General features: G+C 71.9%; 16 protein-coding genes and 4 tRNA genes. 12 read left to right on the forward strand and 8 right to left on the reverse strand.

Features of this window, described 5'->3' with window-relative positions; all coding sequences use genetic code 11:
• Nucleotides 1-21: 21 nt before the first annotated feature.
• From ABD340_RS32105 to ABD340_RS32115, 3 genes are all read right to left on the reverse strand, one after another.
• Nucleotides 22-852, reverse strand: a complete 831-nt coding sequence (locus ABD340_RS32105; RefSeq protein WP_344594080.1) for a hypothetical protein — start codon at nt 850-852, stop codon at nt 22-24.
• Complete coding sequence (locus ABD340_RS32110) at nt 842-1234, reverse strand: hypothetical protein (protein ID WP_344594081.1); 393 nt, start codon at nt 1232-1234, stop codon at nt 842-844. The genes ABD340_RS32105 and ABD340_RS32110 overlap by 11 nt, the downstream gene beginning before the upstream one ends.
• Before the next feature lie 273 nt (nt 1235-1507).
• Nucleotides 1508-2251 (reverse strand): AraC family transcriptional regulator, encoded by a 744-nt coding sequence (locus ABD340_RS32115; RefSeq protein WP_344594083.1) that lies wholly within the window; start codon nt 2249-2251, stop codon nt 1508-1510.
• Between the two features lie 54 nt (nt 2252-2305).
• On the opposite strand from ABD340_RS32115, the gene ABD340_RS32120 reads away from it, so the two are divergent.
• Complete coding sequence (locus ABD340_RS32120) at nt 2306-3448, forward strand: MFS transporter (RefSeq protein WP_344594085.1); 1143 nt, start codon at nt 2306-2308, stop codon at nt 3446-3448.
• Between the two features lie 111 nt (nt 3449-3559).
• Nucleotides 3560-4795 carry a PP2C family protein-serine/threonine phosphatase gene (locus ABD340_RS32125; RefSeq protein WP_344594086.1) on the forward strand — a complete coding sequence of 412 codons (1236 nt, stop codon included), beginning with the start codon at nt 3560-3562 and terminating at the stop codon, nt 4793-4795.
• Here the strand turns inward: ABD340_RS32125 and ABD340_RS32130 are convergent.
• The 5 genes from ABD340_RS32130 to ABD340_RS32150 form a co-directional block, all read right to left on the reverse strand.
• Nucleotides 4782-6866 (reverse strand): ATP-binding SpoIIE family protein phosphatase, encoded by a 2085-nt coding sequence (locus ABD340_RS32130; protein ID WP_344594087.1) that lies wholly within the window; start codon nt 6864-6866, stop codon nt 4782-4784. The genes ABD340_RS32125 and ABD340_RS32130 overlap by 14 nt on opposite strands.
• A 309-nt stretch (nt 6867-7175) precedes the next feature.
• Nucleotides 7176-8378 (reverse strand): erythromycin esterase family protein, encoded by a 1203-nt coding sequence (locus tag ABD340_RS32135; protein ID WP_344594088.1) that lies wholly within the window; start codon nt 8376-8378, stop codon nt 7176-7178.
• Nucleotides 8379-8590: 212 nt separating this feature from the next.
• A complete protein-coding gene (locus tag ABD340_RS32140) occupies nt 8591-9232 on the reverse strand; it encodes an alpha-ketoglutarate-dependent dioxygenase AlkB family protein (protein WP_344594090.1) in 642 nt (213 codons plus the stop codon).
• Between the two features lie 2 nt (nt 9233-9234).
• Nucleotides 9235-9828 carry a GNAT family N-acetyltransferase gene (locus ABD340_RS32145; RefSeq protein WP_344594091.1) on the reverse strand — a complete coding sequence of 198 codons (594 nt, stop codon included), beginning with the start codon at nt 9826-9828 and terminating at the stop codon, nt 9235-9237.
• A gap of 35 nt (nt 9829-9863) precedes the next feature.
• Nucleotides 9864-11321: a benzaldehyde dehydrogenase gene (locus tag ABD340_RS32150; protein WP_344594092.1), complete on the reverse strand. Its 1458-nt coding sequence runs from the start codon at nt 11319-11321 to the stop codon at nt 9864-9866.
• 331 nt (nt 11322-11652) lie between these two features.
• Between ABD340_RS32150 and ABD340_RS32155 the strand changes: the two genes are divergently transcribed.
• The 10 genes from ABD340_RS32155 to gvpO all read left to right on the forward strand — a co-directional run bounded on the left by ABD340_RS32155 (nt 11653) and on the right by gvpO (nt 16226).
• Nucleotides 11653-11725 (forward strand) — tRNA-Val (locus ABD340_RS32155).
• 4 nt (nt 11726-11729) lie between these two features.
• A tRNA-Asp gene (locus ABD340_RS32160) sits at nt 11730-11803 on the forward strand.
• Nucleotides 11804-11830: 27 nt separating this feature from the next.
• Nucleotides 11831-11903: transfer RNA gene (locus tag ABD340_RS32165), tRNA-Cys, on the forward strand.
• A gap of 1 nt (nt 11904) precedes the next feature.
• A tRNA-Arg gene (locus tag ABD340_RS32170) sits at nt 11905-11977 on the forward strand.
• Between the two features lie 178 nt (nt 11978-12155).
• Nucleotides 12156-13904: a thiamine pyrophosphate-binding protein gene (locus ABD340_RS32175; protein ID WP_344594093.1), complete on the forward strand. Its 1749-nt coding sequence runs from the start codon at nt 12156-12158 to the stop codon at nt 13902-13904.
• A 54-nt stretch (nt 13905-13958) separates the two neighbouring features.
• The gene (locus ABD340_RS32180) at nt 13959-14291 is read left to right on the forward strand and encodes a hypothetical protein (RefSeq protein WP_344594094.1); all 333 of its coding nucleotides are present in this window, start codon (nt 13959-13961) and stop codon (nt 14289-14291) included.
• 200 nt (nt 14292-14491) lie between these two features.
• Nucleotides 14492-14938, forward strand: a complete 447-nt coding sequence (locus ABD340_RS32185) for a gas vesicle structural protein GvpA (RefSeq protein WP_344594096.1) — start codon at nt 14492-14494, stop codon at nt 14936-14938.
• On the forward strand, nt 14935-15702 hold the full coding sequence (locus ABD340_RS32190) for a GvpL/GvpF family gas vesicle protein (RefSeq protein ID WP_344594098.1): 768 nt from the start codon (nt 14935-14937) through the stop codon (nt 15700-15702). Before ABD340_RS32185 ends, ABD340_RS32190 begins: the two co-directional genes overlap by 4 nt.
• A 1-nt stretch (nt 15703) precedes the next feature.
• A complete protein-coding gene (locus ABD340_RS32195) occupies nt 15704-15943 on the forward strand; it encodes a gas vesicle protein GvpG (protein WP_344594100.1) in 240 nt (79 codons plus the stop codon).
• A gap of 1 nt (nt 15944) precedes the next feature.
• Entirely contained in the window at nt 15945-16226 is a 282-nt protein-coding gene (gene gvpO, locus ABD340_RS32200; protein ID WP_344594101.1) for a gas vesicle protein GvpO, read from the forward strand.

Below are 16226 nucleotides of genomic sequence, written 5' to 3' on the forward strand. Positions count from 1 at the left end.
CCCAGACGCCGTTTCACCACCTCAGGCGAGCCCCTCCAGCCCGGACCGGAGCAGGAGCAGCACCTCGCGTTCGACCGGCTCCCACTCCGGGGCCCCGTTCAGGTCGCCGGCCGTCCCGCCGCGCCGCCGGGCCGGCAGGTCCGGCGGCGAGCCCCGCTCCGGGACGGTGCCGGCTTCGGGCGCGGGGGTGGCGGGGTCCTGCGGCGGGCGCAGCATCCCGGCGGCGGCCAGCCGGCGCACCGCCAGCAGGCAGTCGAAGGCGGACCGGCCGAGGTCGCGGGCCAGCTCGCCGGGCGCGCGGCGGCCGTCGGCGTTCAGCAGGATCTCCGCCTCGACACCGGTCAGCACCACCCGCTGGCGGCCGACCCGGCGCACCGGGACGACGGGGGCGTGGTCGCGCGCGGCCGAGGGAAGCACCGCGTCCAGCCGGGCCGCCCGCCGTGCGCACTCGGCCACCAGTTCCTCCGGTGCGACGCGGCACAGATGCGCGAGCCGGTGCGGCGGTGCCTCGGCGAACTCGACCCCGCCTTCGTCCTCGGAGCCGAGCAGGAAGTACGCGGCGTCGTGCAGCGCCAGCCACGCGACCGCCTCGACCCCGGCCTCCCCGAGCGACCCGGGCGACCCGGGCGACCCGGGCGTGCCGGGCGCTCCAGGCGGTGTGCGGGCGGTGTTGAGGAGGTGGTCGAGGCTCGGCGCGCTCCGGCTTTCGGCGTAGGCGACGGAGCCTTCGACGACGTGCAGCGCGCCCTCGTCCCGCACCCGCAGCACCCCGGTCGCGCGCCGGCCCTCCAGTTCGCGCAGCGCGGTCACCGGCGGGCGGGTGGAGAACGGTTTCGGCCGGTCATGCGTCATGGCCGGATCCCGCCATTTCCTGGATCGCCGCGCGGACCCGCAGTCTGGCGAGCGCGAGATTGCCGGTATCGCGGTCGAGCAGTAAATGCAGGAACAGCGTGCCGCTGAATGCCGCGTTGACCAGGGTGAGCAGATGATATCCGTGTTCTCCGCACACGATGATCTCTTCGATGTCGTCGCCGTCCGGGGTGGCCGACAGCGCCGGGCAGGCCAGCACCGCGCGCACCGCGTCGGTGCTGGCCGCGGCGTCCTCGTGCTGGTCGAGCGGGCTGTCGGCGCCGGCGGCGGCGATGGCCAGACCGCTGGCGCCGTCCACCATGGTCACCCGGCGAGCGCCGGGAATATCCATGATCTGGCTGAGACAACCGTCGATACCGAGCACGCACACCCCCAAATGCGCCGTGATTCCGGGAGGCTGACGCTACACCCGGCGCCACCCCCCGACCACTGATTCATCAGAGAATCTCCGAATACTGGGTACGTGGCCATAAATGGTCGGACAGCTCCGTTGGCCGGGCCGGGAAAATATACCTTTCGGTATCCCGTCGAATGGCGCAACAAGGCCTTGGCGCGCATTTTTCCCACAAACCGCGCAGGCGGATCACCCCAGGACACGTCAGGACACGCGTGGGCCGGGACTTGAAGAGAACACCGCCTAGCGGAGGTGGTGCGTGCCGGGGGTGTGGCCGAACGCGCGGCGGAAGACGTCGATGAACGCGCTGGTGGACGACCAGCCGCACGCGTGCGCCACCGTGGTCACCGGCGTGCCCTCGGCCAGCAGGACCAGGGCGCGGTAGAGCCGCAACTGCGTGCGCCACTGCGGAAACGTCATGCCGAGATCGGCCCTGAAGAGCCGCGCCAGCGTGCGGGCGCTCGCGCCGACCTCCGCGCCCAGCACCGCCAGGGTCCGGTCGTCGGCCGGGTCGGACCGCAGGATCGCGCACAGGGTCTGGAGCCGGGGATCGGCGGGCGCGGGCAGGTGCAGGGGCTGCTGCGGTGAGGCGCGCAACTGGTCGAGCAGGACCGCGCGCAGCCGGTGCCGCTCGGGGGAGCCGTCGGACGGGCGGCGCGTGTAGGCCAGGATCAGCTCGCGAAGCAGCGGCCCGACCGCCAGCACGCTCGGCGCGGCCAGCCCCAGCGGGTTGTCGGCCGCGGGCAGGCCCACCAGATGGAGTTCGAGCTCGCCGTGCGCGTGGTGGGCATGCACCGTCCCGGCCGGCACCCAGATGGCACGGGTCGCCGGGGCGACCCAGGAGCCTTCGCCGGTCGTGACGGCCAGGACGCCGCGGGCCGCGTAGACGATCTGGTGGTCGTCGTGGCGGTGCGCGTCGATGCCCGCGCCCGGGGCCAGCGTCCGGACCCGCGTCGGCGCCTCCGACTGATGGCGGATTTTCGACATTGATTGGCATTTTATCGGAAGTGCGACACGCGCCCCGATCGCGACCATGGCGGGATGCCGAGGATCAAACCGATCACGCTGCTGTCGGCCGGGCACGGCTGCGTGGACGTCTACCAGGGCGCGGTCGCTTCGCTCGTCCCGTTCTTCGTCGCCGAGCGCGCCTACACCTACGCCGCCGCCTCGGGCGTCGTGCTCGCGGCCTCACTGCTGTCCTCGGTCGTGCAGCCGCTGTTCGGGGTGCTGACCGACCGGTGGACGATGCCGTGGCTGCTCCCGGTGAGCACGCTCCTGGCCGGGCTCGGGATCGCCCTCAGCGGCCTCACCGCCTCCTACACGCTGACCCTGGCCTTCGTCGCCCTCTCGGGGCTCGGCGTCGCCGCGTACCATCCCGAGTCCGCCCGCGTCGCCCGGCGCGTCAGCGGCGGCAGCCACAGCGCGATGGGCCGGTTCTCCCTCGGCGGCAACCTCGGCTTCGCGGTCGCGCCGATCATGGTCGCCGCCGTCGTGGCGACCGGCGGGCTGCGCTCGTCCCCGCTGCTCGTCGTCCCGGCCCTGATCGGCGGCCTGCTGTGCGTGCCCGCGCTGCGCGCCCTCGCCGCGACCACGGGCACCGGCCCCCGCGGCACGGACGCGCGGGCGACCGACGACAGGGCCTCCTTCGTGAAACTGTCGCTGGCCGTCGTCCTGCGGGCGATCGTCTTCATCGGCCTGAGCACGTTCATCTCGCTCTACGCCCAGCAGCGCACCGGAGGCGGCGCCGTGGCGGGCACCGCCGCGCTGTTCGTGCTCTACCTCGGCGGGGCCGTCGGCACCGTCGTGGGCGGCGGCCTGGCCGACCGGTGGGACCGGGTCCTGGTCGTGCGGCGGTCGTACCTGGTCACCGCGGTCGCCGTCGCGGGCGTGGTGCTCGTCCCCGGACCGGCCCTGTACCTGTTCGTCGCGCTGGCCTCGGCCGGCCTCTACATCCCGTTCTCGCTGCAGGTCACGCTCGGGCAGGACTACCTGCCCACCCGCGTCGGCACGGCCGCCGGCGTCACCCTCGGCCTGACCGTCAGCATCGGGGGCGTCGCCGGCCCCCTCATCGGCGCCGTCGCCGACGCCACCACGCTCCAGACGGCCCTCGCCCCGTTGATCGTCCTGCCCGCCCTGGCCTGGCTGGTGTTCCGCACGCTCCCCGAGCCCGTCGCGCCCCCATGACCGTCCATTGGCGCCCCGAAGAATGTGACCAGCCCATGGGGGACAGGTTGCTCGATTTCTACCACGCCGTTTCTATCGTGATGAGCGCATGCAAGGGGCTGAAGGAAGGACATGGCCGAACCGGGAATCGATTATGCGGCGATCTTCAATGCCCTGCCCAACGGGGTGGCACTGCTGACGCCGCAATTGGTGTACCTCGACGTCAACGAGGCCTACCTGCGCCTGGCGGGCCGCCAACGACGCGAACTGATCGGCCGGTATGTGTTCGACGCCTTCCCGGACAACCCCGGAAACCCCCAGGTCTCCAGCGTGCGCGACCTGCACGAGTCGCTCGAGCGCGTGATCGCCACCGGCGAACGCGACGTCATGCCCTTGCAACGCTACGACGTCCAGCCGGCCGGTCGCCCCGGCCGGTGGGAGGAACGCTACTGGATCATCATCAACATTCCGTTGCGCGGCGCGGACGGCAAGGTGACGGCGATCGTGCACCGGGTCGAGGAGCTCACCGAGTACGTCCGCGCCGTCCGCGGCCGGGGCGAGAGCGAGGGCGAGCGGGCGATGAAGATACAGGCCGAGCTCTACACCCGTTCCCGTGAACTTCAGGACCTCAACCAGCGGCTGCGCAGGGCCCATGCCCGTGAACGCGAGGTGGCCCTGGCCTTGCAGGAGGCGATGCTGCCCCCGCCCAGGCCGGTGGGCGGCCACTACGCGGCGGTGCGCTACCGGCCCGCCACCGACGCGCTGAACGTGTGCGGCGACTGGTACGACCTGATCGAGCTGCCCGGCGACCGCATCGCGGTCTCCGTCGGCGATGTGGTCGGCCACGGGCTGCGGGCGGCGGGGGTCATGGGGCAGCTGCGCAGCGCGCTCAGCGCCGCCTCCCGCGTCACCCCCGGCCCCGCCCTGGCCCTGGAGGCCCTCGAGCGGTACGCCGATTCGATCGAGGGCGCGGAGACCACGACGGCCGTGATCGCCTTCATCGACTGGGCCACGCACACCATCACCTACAGCAGCGCCGGCCATCCGCCACCGGCGCTGCTCCTGCCCGACGGGAGCGTGCGGCTGCTCGACCAGGCCACCGACCCTCCGCTCGACACCGCGATCGACCAGGAGGGCAGGCCCGAGGCCACCGTCCCCTTCACCGAGGGCTCGATCCTGTCCCTCTACACCGACGGCCTCATCGAACGCCGCGGGGAGGACATCGACGCCGGGCTGACCCGTCTCGTGGACTCCCTCACCCGCCATCCGGGCACCGACTCCGCCGCGCTCGCCGACGCCGTCATGGCCGAGCTCCTGCCGCCCGACGGCCACACCGATGACACCGCCCTGGTCGTCATCCGGCTGTGAGACGTGCCGGAGCCTCGGTTTCGGGGATGTTCTGCTCGGTCCAGATGCTCTTGCCGCCCGCGTTGTAGCGCGTCCCCCAGCGCTGGGTGAGCGCGGCGACGAGCTGGAGGCCGCGCCCTCCTTCGTCGGCGAGGTCGGCCCGGCGGATGAGGGGCGTGGTCAGGCTGCCGTCGGAGACCTCGCAGATCAGGGTGCGGCTGCGCAGCATGCGCAGCCGCATGGGGCCCTTGGCATGCCGGACGACGTTGCCGACGAGCTCGCTGACCAGCAGCTCGGTGGTCATCGTGAGCTCTTCGTCCAGGTGCCAGGCGGCGAGCTGGTCACGGACGTGCTCGCGCGCCATCCCGGCGGCCCTCGGATCTTCGGGCAGCGGCCAGGTGGCGACGTTGGACGCAGGGAGCCGGCCGGTCCGGGAGACGAGCAGGGCCGCGTCGTCCCCGGTCAGCTGGTCCGAGGGGAGAAGCGCGGCGGTGAGGATGTCGCAGAGCGCCTCCAGGGACGTGTCGGGCGCGTTCTGCAGCGTCGTCGCGAGGGTTTGGGTGAGGCGGGTCATGCCCTGGTCGGCGTCGCGGTCCGCCGATTCCAGCAGGCCGTCGGTGTAGAGGAGCAGCAAGGTGCCGTCGGGCAGGTTCGCGGTGGTCGTGTCGAACGGCGGGGAGGCGGCGCCCAGCGGCGGATTGGTCACGGTGGTGCAGGTGGTGACGGTGCCGTCCGGGCAGGCGATCGACGGCGGGGGATGACCGGCGCTGGCATAGGTGAAGTCGCCGGTGACGGGATCGTAGATGCCGTACAGGCAGGTGGCGAAGTAGTCCGCGCCGAGATCGCTGACGATGTCGTTGAGGCGGTCGAGGACCTCGTCCGGGGGAAGGTCGAGCTCGGAGAGGGTGCGGACCGCGGTGCGCAGCCGTCCCATGGTGGCGGCCTCGGAGATGCCGCGCCCCATGACGTCGCCGATCACCAGGGCGACCCGGTCGGACGACAGCGGGATGATGTCGTACCAGTCGCCGCCGACGTCCGCGCCGTCGTCGGCGGGCAGGTAGCGGGCGGCGCCGGTGACCGCGGGCAGCGAGGGCAGGATGTGGGGCAGCAGCCCGCGCTGCAGTTCCCGCGCCTGGGTGGCCGCGACGTCGTACAGCCGCGCCCGTTCCAGGGCCTGGGCGATCACGCTGCTCAGCGCGGTCAGCAGGGTCCGCTCCTCCTCGTCGAAACGGTGCCGCCCGTCGAAGGAGACCACCCCGACCCCCATCGGACGGCCGGAGGTGATCAGCGGGAGGAAGACCCGGGCGTCTTTGTCCGGCGCCCTCGGATAGCCCGCCACGTCCGGATGGCGTGCGAGCAGTTCGGCCGTCGACCCGAAGAACTGCGGCGTGCGGGTCCGCAGCGCGACATCTGTGGGGGAGTCGGCGGGGTACGTCGTGCCGGAGAGGGCGTCGATGGTCTCGGGGCTGTAGCCCACGGCGCCGATGACCTGGAGGCGGCCGCCTTCCGCGGCGGTGATGATCAGACCGGAGGCGCGGAAGGCGGGCAGGATGCTGGCGGCGATCGCGGTGACCACGCTCTGGGTGTCGACGGCCTCGGCCAGGGCACCGGTGAGCTCGTCCATCAGGGACTCGCGGGCGGTGGCGCGCCGGCGGGCGGCCTCGCGCCAGCGCTCCTCGGTGACGTCGGTGATGGTGAGGGCGAGGCCGTCCTCGACGGGCATCAGCCGCAGCCGGTACCAGCGCTCGCCGTCCGGCCGGCGGACGTCGATGCCGATGGGCGCGCCGTCGGCCATGACCTTGCGGCACCGGTCCTCCAGGTCCGGGATCTGGCGCAGGACGGGGACCTCCCAGAGACGCCGCCCGGCCAGCCGGTGCGGGGGCCCGAGGAGGCGTTCGGCGGCGGCGTTGGAGTAGCCGATGCGGCCCTCGCCTCCGAGGGTGAGGAAGCCGTCGCTCATCTGCCGCAGGGCGCGTTCTGCCGCGTGCAGGGCGTGAGCGTCTGCGGCGTCATCGTCCAGGGAGGGCCACGGCCCCCCGGCCCTCACCATGTCCGACCGCCCCTGCGAGCCGTGTTCACGCCGTACGCTCACCCAGGCCCCCGATCCGTCCAGGCGTTCCCAGGGCGGCGGACGCCCGGCGGCGGGACACCGCCTGGAGACGACTTATCGCGCCCTCCACCATAATGCCCGGCACGATCCCACTTATAAGGAACACAGGCGCACATATATGGCTTGAGATTCTCTTGACTCCCGAATTATTTAATCTTTTGGCCGTCACTGTTGACACTCAAGCGACATCGTCTGCGAGCCGACGTCGAGCGTGGCAGGCCCGACCGGGCCGTAGATCAAGAATCACATTTCCGATGCTCGTCGAACCCCGCGGCCTAGGCTGAGGTTGCCTCAGCTCTGGGGGATGTCCTTGATGAACACGATCCCGTCGATCGCGGCCAGGTGGGCCGGGTCCAACGGGGCGTAGCCGAAGTAGGGAGACGCGCGGGGCGCGGGCCGCGGGTCGCCGAGGACGGTGGCCAGCCGGCGGGCGTCGACGACGCAGCGGTCCTCCGGGAGCGCGTACAGGAGTCCTTCGACGGTGTCCGGGGGCGGGGTGTCCACCCCCTGGTGCCGGATCGTGCCCAGGGCCGTGGCCAGGAAGGCATACCCCTTGCCAAGGTGGGCGCTCGCGATCGCGCCGGCGCTCCACCACTCCACCGGCAGGTCGCCCATCCTCATCGAGCTCTTGGCCCGCTGGAGATGGCCGTTGTTGGCGTGGACCAGCGCCGGGCCTCGCTCGGCGAGGGCGAGGAGGTTGCCGGCCATCATCGAGCCCCGCAGGCTTGTCAGCCGCGTCATGCGGCCCGGTGAGGTGTCGGCCATCCAGAAGTGGTAGCGCAGCAGGCCGGTGGCGGTGCGCCCGTACAGGCGCGCCCGGTGCCAGTCGTCACGCGAGGACGCCGCGCTCAGGTGCGGCATCTGCGCGTCGAGCAGCGCCACCAGATCGTCGGCGAGCAGCCGCAGCCGCATGGCCTCGGCCGACTGCCCCACGGACCGGGACGGGTCCATCATCGCGGCGGGATTCGTCCACCGGTCGTCGGCGCCGAGCAGGCGGTCGAGCGTTTCCGCGGCGCAGGGGAGCAGGTCGGCCTCCACCTGGGCCGCGAGGTAGCCGTGCAGTGCGGTGAGGGCCTGCCGGGGGCTCGCGGCGCCGGTGATCTCCAGCGGGCCGTCGAAACCGGCGAAGCGGAGCCGTTCGGACGCGGGCCGGCCGTCGTTGTAGGCGCGCATCCAGCGCACGAGCTCGCGGTTGGCCGCGGAGGCGCCCCACCCGTGGCTGAAGCCGCGTTCCATGACCTCGTCGAGGGTGCCTGTGCCCGAGGTGACGTAGTCGTCCACGACCAGGCCCATCATGCAGTCGCTCTCGACCGCGATCGACCCGTAGCCCTCCTGCTCGACGAGCTGCCGGAAGAGGTCGTTGCGCAGGTCGAGCAGGCTGTCCTCGCCGTGGGTCGGCTCGCCCAGCGCGAGCAGCCGCGGCCGGGCCGGGAGCAGCCTCATGACGGCGGCGGCCTCGACGGCATGGGCGGTGTGTTCGATGCCAGTAGCCATGCCTTCAACAGTATCGTTGAACTTTTTGGTTGAGGCTTCTCCGGGATATCAGCAGGAACATGAGCCGTAACCTTCAAAGCGAAGAAAAGCGTAGGCGGCTGGGATCCGTGCGCTTGCCTGGCGAGTTCCTGCAAACCTTACAATGTCAAGGCCGTGGGCGTTGGCGGCACTCGAACCCACTCCTCAGGCCACACCACCAACACACCCCTCCTCTAGGAGAGACCGGACTCACGCAGCGTGATGTTGAGGCGGCCGTGGGTCAGGCCGATGCCGGTGGGGCCTGTGCCGGGGAGGATGTGGGTGACGCCGTGGTAGGCGAGTCGTGAGGGGCCGCCGAAGACGAGCAGGTCTCCCGATTCGAGGTCGATGTCGTGCCAGGGCCGGCCGCGGTTCTCGGTGTTGCCTAGGCGGAAGCGGCCGGTGTCGCCGAGGCTGAGCGACACCACGGGAGCGGGGCTGCGTTCGTCGCGGTCTTGGTGCAGTCCCATCCTGGCGTTGTCGTCGTAGAAGTTGACCAGGGCGACGTCGGGTCGGTAGTCGGGGGCGTCGTCGCCGTAGGCGTCCGCGACGGCGCGGCGGCCCAGGTCGGCGAGCCAGTCGGGGAAGGGTTTCACCGGTATGCCGTCGACGTGGCGGACGTAGCGGTAGGGCTCCCAGTGCCAGCCCAGGCAGACGGTCTGCACCGACATGACGCCGCCTCCGGGGAGTCGGGTGTGGCGCATCCCCGCCGGCGGGCGTGCCCAGGCGCGGCCGGCCTCGACCAGTCGGCGTTGCCGGTCGGGGGCAAGCCAGTCGGGTATGTGGATCGCGCCGGGAGCGAGCTCGGAAGGGTCGCGGGGGAGGAGGCGCGGCATGCTCACTGCGGTTCGGGTGTGCTGTGGTGTTTCCAGGTGGCGGCGTCGATCCGGTACAGGACGTGGTGCTGCAGGGGGCTGTCGGGAGGTATGCGGGGGTGTTGGAAATCGCCGTGGGGATCGCGGGTCATCCCGATGCGTGTCATGACGGCCTGGGAGCGCTGGTTGGCGGTCGTGGTGAAGGAGACGATCTCGTCGAGGCGGAGGTTCTGGAAGCCGTGGGCCAGGGCGTGGCGGGCGGCCTCGGTGGCGTATCCGTGTCCCCAGGCGTGTCGGGCCAGTCGCCATCCGATCTCCACGGCGGGGGTGAAGTGGGTGGTGAAGGACGGTACCGACAGTCCGGTGAAGCCGATGAAGGCGCCGGTGGCTGCGATCTCGACCGCCCAGAAGCCGAAGCCGTCGCGGCGGATGGCGTTGGCGATGCGGTCGGCGAGGGCGTCGCTTTCGGCGCGGGTGAGGCGGGCGGGGAAGTGCTCCATGACCTGGGGGTCGGCGTTGAGGGCCGCGAAGGGGGCGCGGTCGGCGGGATTCCAGGGGCGCAGCAGCAGCCGCGGGGTTCGGAGGACGGGGCCGTCCCCGTCGGTGTCCTGGTCCATCCGGTCGAGGTTAACGGCTCCCGGCCCGGGGTGGTTCAGAAGGGGTGGGGGGCGATGTCGCCGCGCAGGGTGACCCACTGGGTCTCGGTGAAGGCCTCGATGTTGGCGTCGGTGCCGCCGAAGCGGGCGCCGTTGCCCGAGGCCGCCAGTCCGCCGAAGGGGACGACGGGTTCGTCGTTGACGGTCTGGTCGTTGATGTGGACCAGGCCGGTGGGGGCGGCGTCGGCGATGCGCATGGCCTGGCCGACGTCGCCGAGGATGCCCAGTGAGAGGCCGTATTCGCTGTCGGCGGCCAGGGCGGTGGCCTCTTCGGTCGTTTCGAAGGTCATGACCGGGGCGACGGGGCCGAAGACCTCGCGGGCGTAGGCGGGCATGGCGGGGGTGACATCGGCCAGGACGGTGGGCCGGTAGAACAGGCCTTCGTGGGTGCCGCCGGCGGCCAGGCGCGCGCCGGCGGAGACGGTCTGGCTCACCAGGGTGTCGATGGTGTCGAGCTGGTGTCGGTCGATGATGGGGCCGAGTGCGACCTGGGCGGTGGCGGGGTCCCCGACGGGGAGTTTGTCGGCCTTGTCGGCCAGGGCGGCGACGTATTCCTCGTAGAGGGTGTGGTGGACGAGGTGGCGTCCGGTGGTCATGCAGATCTGTCCCTGGTGCAGGAAGGAGCCCCAGGCGCCGGCGGAGACGGCTTTGGCGATGTCGGCGCCGGGGAGCACGATGAGGGCGTTGTTGCCGCCCAGTTCCAGGTGGGCGCGTTTGAGGTGGCGGCCGCACATTTCGCCGATCTTGCGTCCGGCGGCGGTGGAGCCGGTGAAGGAGACCACGCGGACTTGGGGTGCGGTGACGACGGCCTCGCCGATGTCGGCGGCGCCGGGCAGCAGGTGCAGGAGGCCGTCGGGGAGGCCGGCCTCTTGGAGGATGCGGGCGACGGTGACGCCGCCGGAGACGGCGGTGCGGGGGTCGGGTTTGAGGAGGACGGCGTTGCCGAGTGCCAGGGCGGGTGCGACGGACCGCATGGACAGGATGAGGGGGAAGTTGAAGGGGGCGATGACGCTGACGACGCCTGCGGGGCGTCGTCGGGCCAGGCTCCAGCGGTCTTGGGCCGAGGGCAGGACGTGGCCGCGGGGTTGGGAGGGGAGTGCGGCGGCCTGGTGGCACAGGTCGGCGGCGAAGCGGGTCTCAAGTTCGGCTTTGGGTGGGATCGATCCGGCTTCGCGGACGATCCATTGCTGGATCTCGGTGGCGTGTTCTTCGAACAGGGTTGCGGCGCGGCGTAGTACGGCGGCGCGTTCTTCGTAGGGGCGGGTGGCCCAGTGGTGTTGGGCGGTGGCCGCGGTGGTGGCGGCTTGGGCGGCGTCGTCGGTGCCGGCGCGGCCGAGGATGCCCAGGGTGTCGCCGGTGGCGGGTTCGATGATGTCGTAGGTGCCGGCGGAACCGGTTTTCCAGGTTCCGTTGAAGATGTTGCCGGTCCACAGGTTGGGGTCGAGTAGCGGCATCGTCGTTGCTCCTCCTGCGCGGGGCGGCCCCGTCCGGGGTGTTCTCAACCTGCCGTCCGGGGTGGAGCGTTCGGGTACGACCTTTCCGTTGGGTGGAAGGCTGCGGGGGTGTGGTGGGGGAAATAATGCGTTGCGGGTTTGTGGGGTGTCGGTCAGTGTGGTGGGGACGGCGGTCGGAGCGGGCGCCGGGGCAGGTACGCACGGGAGGGAGACGGGCATGATGATGCGGCGCGGTCGACGCGACGATCGGGTGGTGGGCGGCCCGGTGTGTCCCCGGGTGCGGCGGTGCGTGGTCCGCTGACCCGCCCCCTTTTTTGGTTTCTTTCTTCTTAGACCGGTAGCTCAGTGGCGAGAGCTTCCCGCTCACACCGGGACGGTCGGCGGTTCGAGTCCGCCCCGGTCTACGAAGGCCTCGTAGCTCAGTGGTCGAGAGCACCGGTCTGTCTCACCGGGGTGCGTGGGTTCGAATCCCACCGAGGTCGCCGGCCCGCCCAGCGCGGTGGGCTCTGGGCGCTGTGGCCGAGTGGTTGAGGTGACGGTCTGCAAAGCCGTTCTACGTGGGTTCGAATCCCACCAGCGCTTCCTCTCCGTAGCTCAGCGGACAGAGCGCCGGCCTCCGAAGCCGGAAGTCGCAGGTTCGATTCCTGCCGGAGAGACCGGGGGTTGTGGTGGCCGCTGAGCGGCACATGGGCGCGAGACGCCGACGGTCTCGCCCTGCTGGACTCCCGCATGGGCCCGTCGATCGCGCCCATGGGGATGTTTGCCGATGGCCTGCGGGGTAGGGCGGCAAGGGCATGCGAGGGCATGTGCACGCGCGCGGAGGAGGGCAGGCAGATGGCCCACCGGGTCGCCGATCACATCCTGGCCCGGCTGCGTGAGTGGGGCGTGCGCCGGGTGTACGGGTGTCCCGGCGACGGTATCGGCGGGTTCGGGGACGCCTTCGATCGCGCCGGCGGCGATCCTGAGCTTGTGCGGCCCCGCCGGGTGGAGGCGGCGGCGTTCATGGCCGCCGGTCATGCCAGGTTCACCGGTGGGGTCGGGGTGTGTGCGGCGGCGGATGAGGCGGCCGCGATCCGGCTTCTGAGCGGCTTGTACGATGCCGCGCTCGACCGTGTGCCGGTCGTGGCGCTGGTCGGGCAGCGCAGGCGTGCTTCGCTGGGGGCGGGGGGCGGGCCGGAGGTCGGTCTGATCCCGCTGTTCAGCGACGTCGCCGAGTACGCGCAGGTCTGCGCGACCCCCGCGCAGGCGCGGCATCTGGTCGACCAGGCGATGCGGACGGCCGCCGCGGCCCGCGGGGTGGCCGTGGTGATCGTCCCCGCCGACGTGCTGGACGAGCACGCGGTGACCGTGCCGCCGCACGGGGACCGCGCGGTGTTCTCCGGCGTCGGCGTCCCTGCCGCCCGGCCGGTGCCGCCGGCGGAGGATCTGGAGGCGGCCGCGGCGGTGCTGAACCGGGGGAGCCGGGTGGCGATCCTGGTCGGGCAGGGTGCCCGCGGCGCGGGGCCGGAGCTGGTGCAGGCGGCCGATGTGCTGGGTGCCGGTGTGGCCAAGGCGTTGTTGGGGCGGGACGTGCTGCCCGACGAGCTGCCGTTCGTGACCGGGCCGATCGGGTTCCTGGGGTCGCGGCCCAGCGACGAGATGGTGACCCGGTGCGACACCCTGCTGGTGGTCGGGACGGGTTTCCCTTATGCCGAGTGGCTGCCGGAGGAGGGGCGGGCGCGGGTGGTGCAGATCGACGCCGATCCGCGCCGTATCTCTGCCCGCGTGCCTGTGGAGGTCGGGCTGGCCGGGGATGCCGGTCTGACGTTGCGGGGGCTGATCCCCCTGCTGCGGTACAAGGGGGAGCGGGACTGGCGGCGGGGGATCGAGGAGGACGTGGGGGAGTGGTGGCGGATTCTGCGCCGGCAGGCCCGCCAGCGGTTCGAGGCGATCAATCCGCAGCTGGTGGCGTGGGAGTTGAACGGCCGGCTGCCCGACGGCGTGGTTCTCACTTGCGATCCGGGGGCCGTCACCGCCTGGTGGGCGCGGTGGCTGCGGTTGCGGGAGGGTATGCGCGCCGCGTTGTCGGGAACGCTGGGCGCCTGCGGGTCCGCGGTCCCGTACGCGATCGCGGCGCGGTTGGCCTTTCCCGACCGCCCGGTGATCGCCTTCGTGGACGGGGAGGCGTTCCAGGCGGACGGGATGAACGAGATGGCCACCGTGGCGGGGTACCGGGACCGGCTGGCCGGCTCTGGTGCGCCGTTGGTGTTCGCGGTGTTCAGCGCTGTCGGCCGTCCCGGTTCGCGGGATTCGGCCGCGGTGCCGTGCGCCGCCTTCGCCGACCTGGCCGGGTTGCGCGGCATCTCCTGCCGCGATCCCGAGCGGGTCGGCGCGGTCTGGGAGGAGGCGTTGGAGGCCGGCGGGCCGGTGGTGCTGGAGTTCACCGTGGACGCCGGTGTCGTGCCGCTCCCGCCGCACATCATGTTCGACCAGGCCCGTCAGACCGCGCGCGCGTGGTGGCACGATCCGGACCGGTTCGGCGCGGCGGCGGCCGGGTTCCGGCAGAAGCTCGCCGAGTTCGTCGAGGTCCGCCGCCACTATTGACCCCGTCGCTGCGCGTACGCCCCGAGCCCTCAATCAGGGAAGAAAGGAACACAGATGAAAACCCCCTCGATGTCCAACGGTTCCGACCGTCTCAAGCGCGGTGCCGCCGCCACCAAGGAGAAGACCGGTAGCGCCAAGCGGCAGACGAAGGAGGTCAGGAGCCGCGCCAAGGACGCCGCCGGCGGTGCGGGCCGTGCCGCCGGGCGCGCCGGTGAGAGTGCCCAGCAGGCCGCGGGACAGATCGCCGGCGCCGCCGTGGCCGTTCCCGGCCAGGTCGCCAAGTTCGCCAGGCTGATGACGCTGCGACGGCTGCTGCGGGCCGCGCCGGCCGTGGCCGCCGCGGGCGCCGCGATCGTCGTCGGCCGGCGCCTGATCCGCAGGCGCTGACCTGCGCGTCCGCTCCGGCCACGGCTGTCGGGCCGCACCGGTCCGATGGTCGGGTGACGTGGCGGGCCGGGCCCTTTCCGGGCCCGGCCCGCCACGTTTTGGTTCCGGTATGACCGATTTCTGGTGATCCGTTTACTTGTGTCGGCTCGGGTACGAGACCGGCTTGCCCAACAAAACGGGACATAAGGAGTGGGATGACAATGAGCGGTCCGATCGCTCAACAGACCGCCGGAACCACCTACCAGCCCGCCCAGCAGGGCGGCTCACACGGCGGCGGCCTCGCCGACGTCGTCGACCTGATCCTGGAGAAGGGCCTGGTCATCGACCTGTACGCGCGGGTCGCGCTGGTCGGCATCGAGATCCTCACCATCGATGTGCGGATCGTGGTCGCCAGCGTCGACACCTACCTGCGCTTCGCCGAGGCGTGCAACCGCCTCGACATCGCCAACACCGGCAAGGCCCAGGGACTGCCCGACATGGTGGGCGGCATGACCGAGTCCGGCGCCAACAGGAAGACCAAGGGCGCGCTCCAGGGCGCCCAGGACAAGCTCAAGGAGACCTTCACCGCCGGCGAGGACGAAGGCTCCGGCAAGCAGCCCGCCCGGCGCCGCTCCGCCCGCAAGGAGGACAAGGAGGACGACCAGTGACCTCACCCAACACCACCCAGACCGCCGCCCGGTACGTCTACGGCGTCACCCGCGCCGCCGCGGCCCTCCCCGACGGGCTCACCGGCCTGGACGGCCGCCCCGTCACCCTCATCACCCACGAGGGCTGCGCCGCCGTCACCAGCGACCTCCCCGTCGGCCGGCCCCTGGGCGAACGCGCCGATCTACTCGCCCACGAGCACGTCCTGGAAGCGCTCCTGGCCACCGGGACGGTCGTGGTCCCCTTCCGCTTCGGCGCCGCCCTGGCCGGGCCCGAGGCCGTCGAGAAGGAACTGCTGGCCGCCAACGCCGAACGCCTCACCCAGATCCTGGACCGGCTCGACGGACGCCTGGAGGTGCGGGTGCGCGGCACCTATGTCCAGGACGCGCTGCTGCGCGAGGTCATGAACGACGACCCGCAGATCGCCGACCTCAACGACCGGCTCCGCCGGATTCCCGCCGACGCGGCCGACGCCGCCTACTACGACCGCGTCCGCCTCGGCGAGATGATCGCGCGCTCTCTCGAACAGCGCCGTGAGGCCGACGGCCAGGCCCTCCTGGAGGCCCTCGCACCCGCCGCGCATGACCTGGTCCGCAAACCGCCGGCCCGCGAGGACGATGTCATGGACGCCGCCTTCCTCGTCGACGCCGACCGCCGCGAGGACTTCGAACGCGCCGTCCGCGACACCGGCGCCGCGCACGCCGACCGCATCACCCTGCGGCTCATCGGCCCGCTGCCGCCGTACGACTTCGTACCGGAGAGCTGAGGTGGGACTGTTCACCGGACTGGCGACCCTCCCGCTCGCCCCGGTCCGCGGCGTCGTCTGGCTCGCCGACATCCTGCGGGAGCAGGCCGAGGCGCAGCTGTACGACCCAGGCCGCATCGCCGCCGAGATGCGCGACATCGCCGACGCGGTCGCCGCGGGGGAGATGAGCGAGCAGGAGGCCGCCGAACGCGAGGAGGAACTGGTCCGCAGGCTCACCCGGCGCCCTCCCGGGGACGGCTGACATGATCTCTGCCGTCGAGGCCGCCAAACGCGCCGTCCACCACGTCACCGAGATGACCGGCCGCGACGCCGAGTGCGTCGTCGGCGCCGAGCGTGGCGGCCGGGACGGCGGCGACGGCCAGAACGGGGACTGGTGCATCACCGTCGAGGTCGTGGAGACCCGCCGCATCCCCGACTCCGCCGACATCCTGGCCGTCTACCTGGTGGAGATCGACGACGAGGGCGAACTGCTCTCCTACCGGCGGCTGCGCCGCTACGCGCGTGGACGCACCGGCCAGGGCTGA

The organism is Actinomadura vinacea, from assembly GCF_039532545.1.
Taxonomy (GTDB): Bacteria; Actinomycetota; Actinomycetes; order Streptosporangiales; family Streptosporangiaceae; genus Spirillospora; species Spirillospora vinacea.